We start from the raw sequence: 15,270 nt of genomic DNA, 5'->3' as shown, positions 1-15,270 counted from the left end.
CCCGGCGAAGCGCTCACGGGCGCCGCGGGCAGGTCGTCCTACTCCAGAGGCGCGCCGCCGCGATCCTCCATGATCGAGTTGCCGCCGTCGACGACGATGACCTGGCCGGTCACGTACGAGGCATCCGCGCGGGCGAGCCAGGCGATGGCACTCGCGACCTCCTCGGGCCGCCCCGATCGTCCGACCGGGGTCGCGTCTCCCATGCGCAGCTCGTGGGGCGTGGATGACCCGGTGTCGATCCACCCGGGCGCCACAGCGTTCACCGTCACCCCCTGCTCGGCGAGGTCGATCGCGGCGGCCCGTGTCAGACCGACGGCGCCGGCTTTCGCCGCGTGATACGCGATGTCGCCCGCGTAGGCCGTCACCGGCCCGGAGAGCGAGGCGACGTTGATGATCCGGCCGGCGCCGCTGCGCACCAGGGGCGGGGTCGCCGCGCGCGTGACGAACAGCATGGTGTCGAGATTGCGGCGGAGCGCCGCGTCCCACTGCGCGTTCGAGATGTCTCGAATGCCCGCCGGCTGCTCCGGATCACTGACCGAGGTCATGCCCGCGTTGTTCACGAGCACATCGAGTCGACCGAAGGCCTCGAGCACCTCGGCGACCGCACGATCCGCCTCCGCCGCATCGGTGAGGTCGGCGATCACGGTCACCACCTCGTGCCCGAGAGCGCGGAGCTCCGCCGCACGCTCCTCGATGCGGTCGGACGTTGCTGCGATCCCGAGCCGGTGACCCGCCTCCGCGAGCGCCCGAGCCGCTGCGAACCCGATTCCGCGGTCGCTCCCCGCGCCCGTGATGAGCGCAACACGAGCCTCCGATGAACGTACGGCTGTCATGGCACCTCCTCGGCCCTCTACCATGGGTAAGCGTACAACCCGTTCTCCTCGCTGGGGCGAGAGGAACCGCATGCCGTGCGCATCCGTCGACCACTTCAGAGAAAGCACTATGGCGCAGTCACCACAGACCGGATCGACGTTCCCCGAGTACGGGAGCTACCGCGAAGCCGGGCGTATCACGACACTGCTGCGCAAGGAGACGGTGGGCGGCATGCTGCTCGTCGTCGCTGCGATCGTCGCGATCATCTGGGCCAACTCGCCGTGGTCGGACGCGTACGTCGCACTGCGCGATTTCGAGTTCGGCTACGAGCCTTGGCATCTGAAGCTGAGCCTCGGCACCTGGGCCGCAGACGGATTGCTCGCCATCTTCTTCTTCCTCGTCGGGCTCGAGCTCAAACGAGAGTTCGTCGCCGGAGATCTGCGGAGCTTCCGCTCCGCAGTCGTACCGATCGTGGCCGCCGCCGGCGGCGTGCTCGTTCCCGCCCTGATCTACACCGCGGTCGCTGCACAGCGACCCGAACTGCATCACGGCTGGGCGATTCCCACCGCCACCGACATCGCGTTCGCGGTGGCGGTGCTCGCGATCATCGGCTCGCACCTGCCGCCGGCGCTCCGCATCTTCCTCCTCACGCTCGCGGTCGTCGACGATCTGCTCGCGATCAGCATCATCGCAGTCTTCTACACCGACCACATCGAGGTCGTTCCCCTCGTTCTCGCCGTCGCGGTGATCCTGGTCTACGGCGTGCTCGCGCAGCGATTCCGGGTGTTCTTCAGTCGCCATGCGTCCGCCGCGTGGTGCATCCTCCTGCCCGTCGGCGCGGTCGCCTGGGCGCTGATGCACGCCTCCGGCATCCACGCGACCATCGCCGGCGTGCTGCTCGGCTTCGCGATCCCCGTGCTGCACCGGAAGGGAGCGCGCGACGACCGCTCCTCCGCCCCGGGACTCGCCGAGGAGTTCGAGCACCGCTTCCGACCGATCTCCGCCGGGTTCGCCGTTCCCGTGTTCGCGTTCTTCGCCGCCGGGGTCTCGCTCGGCGGCGTCGACGGACTCCGTGAGGCGTTCACGCATCCGCTCACCTTCGCCATCATGGCGGCGCTCGTGATCGGCAAGCCGATCGGCATTCTCGCATCGACCTGGTTGACGACGAAGGTGCTGCGCGCCCGGCTCGACCCGGATCTCCGGTGGATCGACATGGTCGGCGTCGGGCTCCTCGCCGGAATCGGGTTCACGGTGTCGCTGCTCATCGCGGAGCTCACCTTCGCGCCGGGCACGGAGGAGCACGACATCGCGAAGGTCGCCATTCTCAGCGCTTCGGTGGTCGCGGCCGTGCTCGCCTCGCTGCTCCTCGGTTCTCGCAATCGCAGGTACCGGCGCATGGCGCTGCGCGATGCGGTCGACGAGGACGGCGACGGGATCCCCGACGTGTACCAGCGGAACCGCGAGGATCGGGCACCCGAGACGGATGGCCGGGCTGACACCGCGTCAGACCGTTAACCTCCGAGGAAACCGGCGAGCGCCTCGGTGATCTCGGTGCGCGCCTGGTCGTCGGAGATCGTCGGCGTTCCATCTCCGGGCTGCTCGCCGTACGCGCCGAACTGCGCGTGCACGGCCCCTGCGATCGCCTCGAAGCGGGTGCCATCCGGAAGGTCCGCGACCGACGCCTCGATCTTCTCCGGCGTCGCGAGCCCGTCATTCGTCGCCGAGAGCGACAGCACGTCGATGTCATCGCGACCGGCGAGGGCATCGTCTGCGCAGTACGACGCGAACAGCACGAGAGCTGTGACGTCCTCCGGCTCGGATTCCGCGAACATGCAGGCCTTGACGCCGCCCATGCTGTGGCCGCCGACCGCCCACGTCTCGATCTCCGGGGCGAGACTCGTGAAATCGCTCAACGGGCGCGTCTCGAACAGGGGCAGGTTCAAGAACGATTTCACGATGACCACCGTCTGGCCTGCAGCCACCGTCTCACGGAAGGTCGCCTGGTACGCCTCGGGTTCGACTTTCGCCCCGGCGAAGAAGACGAGGCCGCTCGTCTCGGCACCCTGCGACGGGCTCATCACGATCGCCCCGTCTCGCTCGGTCACCGTGACGCGCTCGTCCTGCGCCACCGATTCGAGCGGGCCTCGCTCCGCTGGATACGTGAGGTTGGCCCAGACCACGAAGGCGACGACGGCGAGCACGAGCAGCGCACCGATCGCCGCTCCGCCGATACCGACGATGCGGCGCGCTCGACCCGTTCGCCCGGGCATCAGAGGGTGGCCTCGTCCCACCCCTGCTGGGGCGTGCGGCACGTCTCCCGGTACACGAACTGCGATGGCGGGCGGCGCTCACGACTCGACCAGTCGATCTTCGGCCGTCGCTGGTCCTGCGGCACGTAGCCGAGCCGATACAGCGCCATCAGTTCGAGGTGATCGGGAACGTCGAGCAGTTTCGTCAACCGCTCCCACTGCTCCGGCGCCTCCATCGGGAACGAGATGAACTGGATGCCCATGCCGAGCTCGACGGTCGTCAGCCAGATGTTCTCGACGGCGGCCCCCATGCTGAACTGGCAGTAGAAGTCTGCAAGCGGGTGAGCCCCGCGCTCCGCCCGATCGAGCATCACGCCGAAGATCAGCGGGGATCCCGCGACCAGCTTGCGATTCTCCTCGCCGAGCGTCTGCGGCACCCTGAGCATCCGCATCATCGCGAGCCCCGAGGCCGTGAACACCGCGCGCGTGAACGGGCGCAGAGGTGCGGGCAGCTTGTCGAAGTACATGCCGGAGCGATGCTCAGCCATCTCCTCCGCGCTGAATCGGAAGTGCCGCTTGTAGCGGGTGAAGAACGATCCCTCGCCCATGACCGCGGTCATCGACTCTCCGCTCACCCGCGCGATCGTCTCGATGGTGTCGCGATCCTCGATCACCACGAAGCGCCAGGGCTGACTGTTGAACTGCGACGGCGCGGAGGCGGCGGCCGCGATCAGCAGACGCTGATGCTCCTCTGAGACCGGATCCGGGAGGAACGGTCCGTTCGTCGTTCTCCGATTGAACAGCACATCGCGAAACTCCATGCTCGCCTTCCTCTCACTCCTTCCTGGACCCTACACGCGGTGCAGTGTCAGAAGACGGCGACCGCCCAGAGCAACAGCGCAATCGCGAAGCACGGTGCGGCCACCAATCCGATGAGGATGTGCGTACTGGGATGGCGGCGCACCGGTCTCCCCACGAAGGGCAGCGTCAGGAGTGGCACCAGCGCGACGATGAGAGCGGCGCCTCGAGCACCGTGCTCTGGGAACGACGTCGCCGCGGCGATCGCGGTGAGCGCGAGCGCGACGAGGAAGACGCGACCGTGCCATGAGCGCGGCACACGGCGGCCGCGCAGGCTCGCCGTGCCAATGCAGACGTTGCCGGAATACGCGAGACATGCGAGCAGCGTCCACGGCACCTCCGCAACCATCAGCGTGCGGTCACATCAGGTCGGGATTCTTCTTCGCGTAGGCCTCCGCCTCTTCCTCACTGATGACGATCAGCCCACGCGGGGTGTTGGAGAGCGCGTTCAGCGCCTTCAACCAGGTCATGTTGAGTTCGGGGCGCTTGCTGCCGGAGAAGCGGAAGGCGACCGTGACGTACGGCGAGAGCCACACCGATACGCGTCCGCTGCCCTGGTCCGGAGTGCGCGACCAACTGAGGAAGAAGCTCTCCTGCTTCACCAGTTTCTGCCCGATGACCGTCTTCAAATGCGTGAGGAGACGATCCTCGAACTCGTAATCATTGCCGCCATGAATCAGAAAACCCATGCAAGCAGCATGGCACATCCGGACGGATTCGGGCAGGCTCGATTTCGTTTTGCCCGCAGTGCTGCGGCCTCCGCTCGACTCCCGCGTATACCCGCCCCTCCCCCGAGAACACAACCGTCTAATCAACACCGCGAATGCATGCGAGAGTCTCACCATGAGAACGATCACCTACGCTGGAGAAACCGTCACCACCACTGACGACGTCGCCGAGGCGCTGGTCAAACTCACGGCCGCCGTCGCGAAGAACGGACGTGCCGAGGCGGTGAGGATCCCGATCGTGACCGACGATCACGATCGGGTGGGCACCGCCGACCTCGTCATCGGAGTCGGCAACGACGTGCTCTCGCTCCCCGCCAGGTGGGAGGGAGAGGAGCAGCCGGACTTCTCAGAGCACGCCGAAGAACTGCGCACGCATCCCAGCTTCCCGCAGCTGGTGACCGGAGGCCCGCTCCTCGATGAAGAGATGCGAGCCCCCGACTGGGATTACGAGTTCGACGGCTTCGATCGATCCTGACGCGCCGGTCACGCGGTGGGCTCTCCCCGCGAGAGCGCTTATACCGAGCCGAACGCGTGCACCGGCCTTCCATGCGCTCCCCCGTTGAACATGTAGATGGCTCCTGAACCCGGAGCGGCCCGCAACTGCGCTTCGGTGAGGTTCTCGCGCGCAGTGCCGACGAGGGCCCGACCGAGACCCGGTCCGGCGAAGGCGACCGAGGTGACATTCGGCACAGGAATCGCGACCTCCTCGATCAGTTCTCCCGCTTCCGACCACCGCGCCACCACGCCCTCGCCGTAGAGCGCATTCCAGAACGTTCCATCCGCGGCGAGCGCGAGGCCGTCGCTCGGACGGCCCGACACGAATGGCTCGAGCTCCCCGAGGAGGCCATCCGGGCCGTACGGGCCGCGGTAGACCGTCTGGGTCGAGGTATCCGTCACGTACATGGTGCGCCCGTCGTCCGACCATTCCATGCCGTTCGTGATGCCGAAACCGCCCCGGAGTACCGTGACCGCGCCATCCGGCGCGACAGACCAGAGATCCGCATCCGGGGTCTCACCGATGACGCTCATCCCGCCGACCACGAAACGTCCGAACGGATCGACCTTTCCCTCGTTCAGACGCATCCCGTCGCGGCGGTGCCGCAGCCGCGCCAACTCGCGAACCACTGCTCCGTCGGCGTCGAGCAGCACGACGGAGTCCCGGAGCGATGCGACATACCCCTCGTCGGGGCCGGGTTGCACCGCCGAGAGCGGTGGGGGCAGGTGGACCACGCGATCCTCACTGCCATCCACCGCCCCGTCGAGGCGTCCACGATGCAGCAGTCCAGCCACGATGTCGACCCACACGACCTCCTCGGTGCGGGCATCCCACCAGATGCTCTCGACGAGAATTCCGGGCGTCGAGCGGAACACCTGCATCTCGCGCTCGCTCATCACGGAGTCGGCATGCCGCCGTTGACGTTGAGCGTCTCCCCCGCGACATAGCTCGACTCCGCCGAAGCGAGGAAGACGTATGCGGGCGCGAGCTCTGCAGGCTGGCCCATCCTGCCGAACGGGGTCTCTGCGCCGAACTCCTCGATCTTCTCCTGCGGCTGGCCGTCGCTCGGCTGCAGCGGCGTCCAGATCGGCCCCGGCGCGACCGCGTTGACGCGAATGCCCTTGGGGGCGAGCTGAGCCGCGAGCCCCTTCGTGAATGCGTTGATCGTCGCCTTCGTCGACGCGTAGTCGACGAGGATCGCAGCCGGCGAGTACGCCTGGATCGACGTGGTGTTGATGATGGTCGACCCGGGAGCAAGGTGAGGCAGGGCCGCCTTCGTGATCCAGAACATCGCGTACACATTCGTCTTGAACGTGTCGTCGAACTGCTCATCGCTGAGGTCGGCGAGTGATTCCTGGAACACCTGCTTGCCGCCGTTGTTCACCAGGATGTCGAGCCCGCCGAGCTGGGACACCGCATCGGCGACGAGCGTGCGGCAGTACTCGGCATCGCGCAGGTCTCCGGGCAGCGTCGCCACTGTGACTCCGGCGTCGCGGAGGATGCCTGCGATGCGCTGCGCATCGGTCTCCTCCTCCGGCAAGTAGGAGATCGCGACGTCGGCGCCCTCGCGCGCGAAGGCGATGGCGGTCGCCGCACCGATTCCCGAATCACCACCGGTGATGAGGGCTTTGCGGCCCTGCAGGCGGCCGGTTCCGCGGTAGCTCTCCTCGCCGAGATCGGCCTTCGGGGTGAGGTCGGCGTCGAGGCCCGGTTCGGGCATGTGCTGCTTCTGCGGCTTGATATCCGCGTACAGTTCGGCAGGGTTGACGAAGGTGTACTGGTCACGTGACATGGTGTTTCCTTTCACTCGTGTTTCCTGTTGGGGGTGCGTGCGCCCGGTGCGACCGTCAGCGGCCGTCGAGCATGTCTGGTGGCACGACATCATGAATCGTCATCGCCGCTCCGAGAAAGGCGAGGTGGCTGAGCGCCTGCGGCGTATTGCCCCACGCGGCCCCCGTCTCGGCATCGATCATCTCTGCGTAAATGCCCACGTCGTTGGCATGCTCGACGAGGGCATCCATCAGCTCGAGGGCTTCGGCGTGGCGGCCGACGCAGGCGAGTGCCTCGACGCGCCAGAAGGCGCACGCCACGAACGTGTGCTCCTCGCGCTCGGCGCCGCTGTAGCGGTAGAGCAGTGGGCCGGCCCCGAGTTCGTCGGCCAACGCATCGATGGTCGACGACATGCGCTCGCCGCGGTCGAAGCCGGTCGGGGCGTGCAGCAGCACGGATGCATCCAATTCGTTCCCTCCCGCGTAGAAGAGATACGAGCCGCGCTCCTCAGACCAGCCGTGGGCATCGATCCAGGCGCGGATGCGGTCTCGCTCCGCCCGCCATCGGCTGGCGTTCCCCGGGATAGCCGCAGCCTCGACGAGCGCGACAGCGTCGTCGAGCGCCTTCCAGCAGCCCATCTTCGAGGAGATGTAGTGCCGCTCCACTGCGAGCTCCCACATTCCCGCATCCGGATTGCGCCACAGATCGCAGGTGCGGTCGGCGACGCCAGCGAGCATGCGAGCCGTCGCCACGTCGAGTACGTTCCCGGCATCGACGTAGGTTCGGCAGATCGCGATGAGGTCACCGTACACGCCGAGCTGCAGTTGCTCGCTGGCGGGATTGCCCGAGACGACCGGACCGATTCCTCGCCATCCGGCCACATGATGCTCCTGAGGGCCCGCCACGAGATCACCGTCGAGCGTGTACATCACCTGCAGCTCGGGGCCGTGCTTGCGAATGGTCTGCAGCATCCAGGAGAGCGCAGCCTGGGTCTCCTCTCGAAGCCCGAACCGCACCAGCGAGTGGGCCGTGTACGCGAGATCTCGCACCCAGGCGAAGCGATAGTCCCAGTTCTTGCCACCCTCGGGGTTCTCGGGCAGCGATGTCGTCGCTGCCGCAGCGATGGCTCCTGTCGGACTGTAGATCAGGAGTTTCAGCGCAAGCGCGTTCCGCTGCATCAGCTCGGCGTAGGGGCCGTCGTAGGAGAACACGTGCGACCAATGCCGCCAGTTCTCGATGGTCCGATCGATCCCAGCGTCGACATTCTCAGGTTTCGGAAAGTGCAACGGCTCGTCATGCGTCGCGGCGATCGCGATGAGATGCCGCGACCCCGCCCGTGCGGTGAACCCGCCTTCGAGCTCCGGCCCCCGAGCACCGTCGGAGTCGGGCTCGCCCGGGCCATGCTCGAGACCGACGACGGTGAAGGCGGTCGCGCCGCTGCGCACCACATGCCCATGAGCGGTCGCCTCGATCCACGGCGCCGCGGTCTGCAACGACGTGCCAGGGTGCACGGCCCAGCGCACGGGCACTTCTCCCTCGATACCCGTCACCCGACGCGCGAGCTCCGCCCACGGGAGACGGCCCGAGACGCCGACGAGCAGGGCATCGGTGACGCGCACGCTTCCCGACTCGGCGACGAACGTCGTCTCGAGCACGTTGGTGCCGGGCACGTATCGACGCTCGGTCCGGTACTCCGTCTCGGGGAGGTCTGGCGCAACCTCGAAGTACCCGCCCGTGTCGGCGTCGAGAAGGTGCGCGAACACCGGAACATTCGTGAGGTTCGGCAGGGGAAGCCAGTCGATCCGCCCGTTCGAGCCGACCAGGGCGACCGTGCGGCCGTCGCCGATCGGTGCATATGACTCAATCGGGCGCGCCATGTGAGCCCGCCGAGGCGATCGCGATCCGGAATGCCATGCGCCCATCGTCGAATGCGGTGCGGGATCACGGCAGAGCCTTGCGTCCGGCCCGTCTCCCGCGATAAGAGTGTGGCATGCCCACCCGTCTGCTCATCATCGCCGATACCCACCTGCCGAAACGGGCGAAGCGAATGCCAGGGGCGGTGCTCGCGGCTGCGGCGACGGCCGACCTTGTGCTGCACGCGGGCGACTGGGTGGATGCCGCGACCCTCGACCTGCTGCAGGCCTCCTCTCGTTCGCTCGTCGGCGTATGGGGCAACAACGACGGCCCGGAGTTGCGCGCGCGGCTTCCCGAGGTCGCGCACATCCGCGTCGAAGAGCTCGACATCGCAATGGTGCACGAGACCGGTGCCGCAGCGGGGCGCGAGCAACGGGCGGACACCGCATTCCCCGACGCCGACGTGCTGGTCTTCGGCCATTCGCACATTCCTTGGGACACGGTCTCACCCGGCGGCATGCGCCTGCTCAACCCGGGTTCCCCGACCGATCGTCGCCGCCAGCCGCAGTGCACCATGATGCTCGCCGACGTCGACGGCGCGGATCTCTCCGTCGAGCTCATCCCCGTGGATCGCGACGCCTGACTCACTCCCCCTGATTACGCGCGGATGGCACATGATCGGCACTCGTGCAAGGCCCGTCCCCTCTCGAATACCTTCGACTACAAACGGTGTCACACCGGCAACGATCCGGCGTGGAAGGAGAGAACATGTCCCATGAGAATGAGCTCCTCGGGAGCGGAAACGCGAATCCGAATCGCACACCATCATCCGGCACGGTCGACACCGCGAAGGAGGAGGCCGGCGAACTCGCCCACACGGTGCAGGAGGGTGCGAGCAACGTCGCCCACACCGCGAAGGACGAAATCGGCAACGTCGCTGAGGAAGCATCGATGCAGTTGCACGAGCTCGTCGCGCAGACGACTCGCGAGCTGAACGACGAAGCCTCCAAGCAGCAGTCGCGGCTCGCCTCCGGCCTGCAGCGCGCCGGCGACGATCTCGAAGCAATGGCTTCGAGCGCTTCGGGCGGTGGTGTCGCACCCGATCTCGTGCGCCAGACCTCTGAGAAGGTCGCGCGCATCGGCGACTGGCTCGACAGCCACGAACCGCGCGAAGTCGTCAGCGAGGTCAAGGCGTTCGCGCGTCGGCGGCCGGGCGCCTTCATCGGTATCGCCGCGGTCGCAGGCGTCGTCGCGGGGCGCCTCACCCGCGCTCTCGCTGCGAATGCGCACGAGCAGTCCTCGTCCGAGTCGAGCGCTCCCGCGGGCGGGACGACCCCGGCGCGCCCCGTAACCAGTCCCAGCACCAGCACGTCCGCTCCGGGTTCGAGCCCGGCTGCACCCGTATCGCGCCCCGTCGCTCCCGCTGCACCTCCGGCAGCGCCCCCGGCCCCGGTCGCGCCGGCATCTGGTCAGCCGGCACCCCCTGCTCCGGTCGCGCCGGAATCTCCCCTTCCAGGAGTGGGCCCAGGCGCCCCGGGAACCGCGCCCGGTGCGCCGGGAGCCTCGCGCCACGGCGACATCACGGGAGGAGGCGCAGATGGTCGACCCAACCCCCTCTGAAGAACAGGCAGCGAACGAATCGCTCGGTGACCTGCTGAGCGAGGTGACCGGAGACCTCTCGACGCTCATGCGCCAGGAGCTCGCCCTCGCGAAAGCCGAGCTCCGCGAATCGGCGAAGAACACCGGCCGCGGAGCAGGCATGCTGGGCGGCGCGGCGTACGCCGGGAGCATGGTGGTGCTCTTCCTCTCGATCGCGCTCTGGGCAGCGCTCGCGACCCTGGTCGGCGGCGGGTGGTCGGGCGTCATCGTGGCCGCGATCTGGGCGGTGATCGCCGCCGTACTGTTCGTCATCGGCAAGGCGCAGCTCAAGAAGGTCAAGGGCGCGCCGCAGACGATGGAAACCCTGCAGGAATTCATTCCGACACTCAAGAGAAATGAGGAGAACTTATGAACGAGTCACCGGATGCCATCCGAGCCGATATCGAGCGCACGCGCCGTTCCCTGGGCCAAGACACCGACGCGCTGGTCGACAAGGTCACTCCCGGCAAGATCGTGGACCGCCAGAAGGACAAGGTGCGCACGAAATTCGGATCCATCAAGGAGCGCGTGATGGGCGCCGCGGACGATGCGAGCGGCACCGCATCGGGAGTCGCAGGGCGAGCCGGGGATGCCGCGCACGACGCCGCGCACACGGTCAAGGCGAAGGCCGAGGGGAACCCTCTCGCCGTCGGGCTCATCGCCTTCGGCGTCGGGCTGGTCGCGGCGTCGCTGATCCCGAGCACTGACAAGGAGAAGGAACTATCGCAGACGCTCCGCGAAGAGGCGCAGCCCCTCGTCGACGAGGCCACGGCTGCGGCGAAGTCGGTCGCATCGAACCTGCAGGACCCCGCCACGGAGGCCGCTGAGGCCGTGAAGTCGACGGCGACGGAGGCTGCCGAGCACGTGAAGAGCGAAGCCACCTCGGCGACCGGAGACGTGCAGTCGCGCGCGGGCGAGGCGCGCGAGAACCTCTCCAACCAGTAGGGGCCGGTGCCGGCGAGTCGTCCGGCGTCGACGGATCGCCCGCTTCGGCGGGCGCCTCGTCGGCGCCGGACACTGGCGTGCACGGCCCGGTGCCCGCCCCCGTCGCCGCAGGGCCTCCGTTCGGCGACGCCCGCTCCGACCGCAACCCCCTGGCGCTCCTCGGTCTGGATGGGCAGAGTGGAGCGCACGTGGCCGAAGCGGCCATGCGATCAGCGAAGGGGGCGCCGCTCATATGGATGCGCAGGTAGACGAAGATGTCATCGCCCGGGCGAAGGGACCGACGACGTTGCGCCAGGTGCTCGTCGCCGTCATCTTCCTGGTCATCGTGGCCGCGGTGGCCTTCGGCGGTTCCATCGCTTCCACTGGCAACGTCGACGGGTGGTACGCCGATGCGGAGAAGGTGCCGTGGGATCCGCCGAACGCCGTATTCGGGCCCGTGTGGACGGCGCTGTACGCCCTCATCGCACTCGCGGGCTTCCTGATCTGGCGCCCGGGTTTCCGCATGGGCGGGCCGAACGCCGCCCGTTCCACCCTCTCGCTCTTCGTTCTGCAGCTGGTGCTCAATGCCCTGTGGACCCCGGTGTTCTTCGCCGGATATCCCGTTTTCGGCGAAGCAGCCTGGTGGATCGCCGCCGTCATCATCATCGCTCTGATCGTCGTGGTCATCGCACTCGCCGTGTCTTCTGCGAAGTGGTCGCGGGTCGCCAGCCTCATCATGGTGCCCTACCTCCTGTGGCTGTGCTTCGCGAGCACGCTGAACATCGGCATCATCGTCCTCAACTGAAGCGGGGGCGTCGTCTCCCTGAGAAGATCGGGGCATCATACTGCCTCCGATTGGGCAAATCCGCCGGAATCGGCTAAAATTAGTAGGAAGTGCAAGTTCGGGGGAACAGCGGACCGCATATCGCGGCGTCCAGTCCCTTCGCACTCGTCGAGACCGTGAGGCATCCAGCCCGCGCGTCCGCACACGACATTGCCTGAGGAGATCACTATGCAGCAGTCTCACGTCGTGGGACATACCCTCGTGTACCCGCACCACGGTGCGGTTACGATCACTGCGATCGAGGTGAAGAAGATCGGCGGCGTCGAGCGCACCTGGCTGACGCTGCAGCCCCTGCTCAACGAGCTCTCCATCCAGATCCCCGCGGATCAGCTGAACGAGATCGGCGTGCGCGAACTCATCGATCGCGATGGCATCGAGTCGCTCATCCAGATCCTTCAGGAGGAGTTCACCGAGGAGCCAGGCAACTGGTCGCGGCGCTTCAAGGCCAATGGCGAGAAGCTCGCCTCCGGCAGTGTGCACCGCGTCGGCGAGGTCGTACGCGACCTGTGGCGCCGCAGCCAGGGCGCAAAGCTCTCCACGGGCGAGAAGGCGATGTACCAGCGGGCAAGCGGCATCCTCGTCACGGAGTTCGCGCTCGCCCGGGGCATCTCGGAGACTGACGCATACGAAGAGGTCGAGAAGATTCTCGCCGGCGAGAAGATCGCCGTCTGAGTTCCCTCTCCCGCAGAACGGGCCGCGCACGATGACTCGTGCGCGGCCCGTTCTGCGTAGTGAGGAGCTTCGGCCGCGGCTGACGCCGAGTGGCGCCTTCGGCGCACCAGCGGCTGCCGCCGGAAGACGGTGACGGTCAGGAGGCGGCGTTCGCGACTCGCGCTGCGCGAAGCACTTCGACGAGCGAGGTAGTCGGGCGGCCGATCAACTCGGTGAGCGTCGGATCCTCGACATCGAGATCCCCCGCCGCGATGCCAGCGTCGAGTCCCTCGAGGAAGCCGATCGTCCCCGCATCCAGTCCGGCGCGTTCGAGCGCCGCACGGAATTCGGCAGCTGACACGTCGTGGTGCACGACCTCGCGACCCACCGCTTCGCCGATCGCCGCAGCGATCTCGTCGTACGTGACGGGTTCGCCCGCGAGCTCGTACACCTTGCCGACGTGCGCGTCATCGGCGAGCACGACCGCTGCCGCTGCCGCGTAGTCAGCACGAGCAGCCGCTGAGACGCGACCCCCGTGCGTGGCGGAGAGCAGCACGCCCGTCGCCTCGGCCTGGTCGAGGTTCGCCACGTAGTTCTCCGCATACCAGTCGTTGCGGAGAATCGTGGCGGGGAGACCCGACTCCGCGATGGCGCGCTCCGTAGCGAGGTGCTCCGGCGCCAGCGCCAGGGAACTGCGCTCGACGTTCGCGAGGCTCGTGTACACGAGATGCTTGACGCCCGCGCGGGCCGCCGCCTCGATGACGGCGAGGTGCTGAGCCGTGCGCTTGCCGACCTCGCTCCCCGAGATGAGCAGTACGCGGTCGACGCCGGCGAACGCTCCCTCGACGGACGAGGCGTCGTCGTAGTCGAGCGGCACGACTGTGACGCCGCGCTCCGCGAGGTCAGCGGCCTTCGCGGGCGTGCGCGCACCGGCGACGATCTGCGCAGGGGCGATGCCGCGAGCGAGCAGTGCATCGATGACGAGGTGGCCGAGGGCGCCGGTGGCGCCGGTGACGAGAATGGTCATGGGGTTCCTTTCAGGAGGGGTTCGAGGAGTGCAGCGGTCTTCGACGGCCGCACATTCCCGAACGCGGGTACCCACTTTCCGGTAAGGTACTCCCCAAATGGTAAGTTATGCGGAATTGCGCGAAACCGGAGCCTTCGCTCCGGCGTGCTCGACGCGCGTGGTCCTCGATCACGTCATGAGTCGCTGGGGCGTGCTCGTGCTCTGCACGCTCTCAGACGGCACTCATCGCTGGGGAGAGCTGCGCCGTGAGGTCGAGGGCATCAGCGAGAAGATGCTCGCTTCGACCCTGCGCCAACTCGTCGCGGATGGCATCGTCCACCGGGAGTCACTGCCGACGGTGCCGCCGCACGTCGAGTACTGCCTCACCGAGCGCGGCCGCGACCTGATGGACCGCATGCTCCCGCTCATCGAATGGATCGCGGTGCGAGCCGATGACATCGTCGGCGTCGGATCGCGTGCCACGCCGAACGCCCGCTGATCCTGCACTCAGAGACCACCGGGTGGGCGACGGAATGGCTACATCTCTTCGTGAGTTCGGGGATCCGCACCGAACAATCGGCCGTCGGAGCGCCCGAGCGCGGTGATGGCCGACACCTCGGCCTCGTCCAGCACCACGTCGACAGCCGCGAGATTCTCCCGCTGCCGCTCCAGGTGCTGCGACCGCGGGATTGAGACGACGCCCCTCGCCGCATGCCACGCCAACACGACCTGCACCGGGGTGCACTCATGCGACTGCGCCAGCTCACGGATGACGGGTTCGCTGAGGATCGCCCCCGCGCGCCCGATCGGGCTCCACGCCTCCGTGATGATTCCGAGCTCGCGATGCGCTTCGACCGCTTCCACCTGCGGGAAGTACGGGTGCACCTCCAGCTGGTTCACGACGGGACGCACGCCGGTCTCCCCCTCGATGCGTTCGAGGTGTTCGAGGAGGAAGTTCGACACGCCGATCTGATCGACCACACCCCGCTCGCGAGCGTCGATGAGACCCTGCCAGGCGTCGACGTACTGCGCCTGCGACGGATTCGGCCAGTGGATGAGATGCAGACCGATCGCATCGACGCCGATACGGGAGCGACTCTCCTCGATGCTCGTCCGATTCGCGGGCGCCTCATGATGCCGGCCGGGGAGCTTGGACGTGACGATCACCCCGGCACCGGAGTCACCGGCGAGGCGCACACCGCGGCCGACGGAGCCCTCGTTCTCGTAGTTGACGGCGGTGTCGAGCAGACGGTAGCCGGCACGCACCGCTGCCGCGACCGATTCAGCCCCAGCGTCGCCGTTCAGTCGATAGGTTCCGAGCCCGATGGGCGGGAGGACGAATCCGTTGTGCGCGGTGAACGGTGCGTACTCTGCCATGTTGCTCCTCCATTGGTCGCCGACTCGCGTACCTCCTGTCTAGCACGCCGCGCTCGGCGCGG

At 67.6% G+C, this 15,270-nt stretch carries 19 protein-coding genes; 9 read left to right on the top strand and 10 right to left on the bottom strand.

Translation table 11 applies throughout. From position 1 onward, the window contains the following. Positions 1–38 precede the first annotated feature (38 nt). On the bottom strand, positions 39–833 hold the full coding sequence (locus tag ABFX18_RS09795; protein ID WP_346058195.1) for an SDR family NAD(P)-dependent oxidoreductase: 795 nt from the start codon (positions 831–833) through the stop codon (positions 39–41). 109 nt (positions 834–942) lie between these two features. Between ABFX18_RS09795 and nhaA the strand changes: the two genes are divergently transcribed. Continuing rightward, positions 943–2,328 (top strand): Na+/H+ antiporter NhaA, encoded by a 1,386-nt coding sequence (nhaA, locus tag ABFX18_RS09790; protein WP_346058194.1) that lies wholly within the window; start codon positions 943–945, stop codon positions 2,326–2,328. Here the strand turns inward: nhaA and ABFX18_RS09785 are convergent. The 4 genes from ABFX18_RS09785 to ABFX18_RS09770 are packed head-to-tail and all read right to left on the bottom strand — an operon-like array spanning position 2,325 to position 4,609. Beyond that, positions 2,325–3,083 (bottom strand): alpha/beta hydrolase, encoded by a 759-nt coding sequence (locus ABFX18_RS09785; protein ID WP_346058193.1) that lies wholly within the window; start codon positions 3,081–3,083, stop codon positions 2,325–2,327. The two genes, nhaA and ABFX18_RS09785, sit on opposite strands and share 4 nt — an antisense overlap. Next, complete coding sequence (locus ABFX18_RS09780; protein ID WP_346058192.1) at positions 3,083–3,883, bottom strand: nitroreductase family protein; 801 nt, start codon at positions 3,881–3,883, stop codon at positions 3,083–3,085. The genes ABFX18_RS09785 and ABFX18_RS09780 overlap by 1 nt, the downstream gene beginning before the upstream one ends. A gap of 47 nt (positions 3,884–3,930) precedes the next feature. Beyond that, on the bottom strand, positions 3,931–4,269 hold the full coding sequence (locus ABFX18_RS09775; RefSeq protein WP_346058191.1) for a hypothetical protein: 339 nt from the start codon (positions 4,267–4,269) through the stop codon (positions 3,931–3,933). A 10-nt stretch (positions 4,270–4,279) separates the two neighbouring features. After that, positions 4,280–4,609, bottom strand: coding sequence for a DUF7882 family protein (locus ABFX18_RS09770; RefSeq protein WP_090152662.1), 330 nt, complete (start codon positions 4,607–4,609; stop codon positions 4,280–4,282). Positions 4,610–4,763: 154 nt separating this feature from the next. Here ABFX18_RS09770 and ABFX18_RS09765 point away from each other — a divergent pair, with 154 nt between their 5' ends. Further along, entirely contained in the window at positions 4,764–5,123 is a 360-nt protein-coding gene (locus ABFX18_RS09765) for a hypothetical protein (protein ID WP_346058190.1), read from the top strand. 38 nt (positions 5,124–5,161) lie between these two features. Here the strand turns inward: ABFX18_RS09765 and ABFX18_RS09760 are convergent, their stop codons facing one another. Genes ABFX18_RS09760 through ABFX18_RS09750 form a run of 3 tightly spaced genes read right to left on the bottom strand, consistent with a single transcriptional unit; the run spans position 5,162 to position 8,791 of the window. Next, positions 5,162–6,040, bottom strand: coding sequence for an SMP-30/gluconolactonase/LRE family protein (locus ABFX18_RS09760; protein WP_346058189.1), 879 nt, complete (start codon positions 6,038–6,040; stop codon positions 5,162–5,164). Continuing rightward, complete coding sequence (locus tag ABFX18_RS09755) at positions 6,040–6,936, bottom strand: SDR family oxidoreductase (RefSeq protein ID WP_090152673.1); 897 nt, start codon at positions 6,934–6,936, stop codon at positions 6,040–6,042. Before ABFX18_RS09755 ends, ABFX18_RS09760 begins: the two co-directional genes overlap by 1 nt. A 55-nt stretch (positions 6,937–6,991) precedes the next feature. Next, positions 6,992–8,791 (bottom strand): glycoside hydrolase family 15 protein, encoded by a 1,800-nt coding sequence (locus ABFX18_RS09750; protein WP_346058188.1) that lies wholly within the window; start codon positions 8,789–8,791, stop codon positions 6,992–6,994. Positions 8,792–8,904: 113 nt separating this feature from the next. On the opposite strand from ABFX18_RS09750, the gene ABFX18_RS09745 reads away from it, so the two are divergent. From ABFX18_RS09745 to ABFX18_RS09720, 6 genes are all read left to right on the top strand, one after another. After that, positions 8,905–9,411, top strand: coding sequence for a metallophosphoesterase family protein (locus tag ABFX18_RS09745; protein ID WP_346058187.1), 507 nt, complete (start codon positions 8,905–8,907; stop codon positions 9,409–9,411). Positions 9,412–9,536: 125 nt separating this feature from the next. Further along, positions 9,537–10,388 carry a hypothetical protein gene (locus ABFX18_RS09740; protein WP_176698413.1) on the top strand — a complete coding sequence of 284 codons (852 nt, stop codon included), beginning with the start codon at positions 9,537–9,539 and terminating at the stop codon, positions 10,386–10,388. Further along, positions 10,366–10,779 (top strand): phage holin family protein, encoded by a 414-nt coding sequence (locus tag ABFX18_RS09735; protein ID WP_346058186.1) that lies wholly within the window; start codon positions 10,366–10,368, stop codon positions 10,777–10,779. Before ABFX18_RS09740 ends, ABFX18_RS09735 begins: the two co-directional genes overlap by 23 nt. Next, a complete protein-coding gene (locus ABFX18_RS09730) occupies positions 10,776–11,351 on the top strand; it encodes a DUF3618 domain-containing protein (protein WP_200332092.1) in 576 nt (191 codons plus the stop codon). Before ABFX18_RS09735 ends, ABFX18_RS09730 begins: the two co-directional genes overlap by 4 nt. A gap of 232 nt (positions 11,352–11,583) precedes the next feature. Beyond that, a complete protein-coding gene (locus ABFX18_RS09725) occupies positions 11,584–12,135 on the top strand; it encodes a tryptophan-rich sensory protein (RefSeq protein ID WP_090152696.1) in 552 nt (183 codons plus the stop codon). Positions 12,136–12,342: 207 nt separating this feature from the next. Beyond that, entirely contained in the window at positions 12,343–12,846 is a 504-nt protein-coding gene (locus tag ABFX18_RS09720) for a CarD family transcriptional regulator (protein WP_090152699.1), read from the top strand. A 136-nt stretch (positions 12,847–12,982) separates the two neighbouring features. Here ABFX18_RS09720 and ABFX18_RS09715 read toward each other — a convergent pair whose 3' ends face one another. After that, complete coding sequence (locus ABFX18_RS09715; protein ID WP_346058185.1) at positions 12,983–13,852, bottom strand: SDR family oxidoreductase; 870 nt, start codon at positions 13,850–13,852, stop codon at positions 12,983–12,985. A 97-nt stretch (positions 13,853–13,949) separates the two neighbouring features. Between ABFX18_RS09715 and ABFX18_RS09710 the strand changes: the two genes are divergently transcribed. After that, the gene (locus ABFX18_RS09710; RefSeq protein ID WP_346058184.1) at positions 13,950–14,330 is read left to right on the top strand and encodes a winged helix-turn-helix transcriptional regulator; all 381 of its coding nucleotides are present in this window, start codon (positions 13,950–13,952) and stop codon (positions 14,328–14,330) included. 38 nt (positions 14,331–14,368) lie between these two features. On the opposite strand, the gene ABFX18_RS09705 is transcribed toward ABFX18_RS09710, so the two are convergent. After that, entirely contained in the window at positions 14,369–15,208 is an 840-nt protein-coding gene (locus ABFX18_RS09705) for an aldo/keto reductase (RefSeq protein WP_200332086.1), read from the bottom strand. Positions 15,209–15,270: the final 62 nt, after the last annotated feature.

Source organism: Leucobacter alluvii (assembly GCF_039530485.1).
GTDB classification, from domain to species: domain Bacteria; phylum Actinomycetota; class Actinomycetes; order Actinomycetales; family Microbacteriaceae; genus Leucobacter; species Leucobacter alluvii.
The sequence above is the reverse complement of the archived record's forward strand: the minus strand, read 5'-3'. Positions and strand labels throughout refer to the sequence as shown.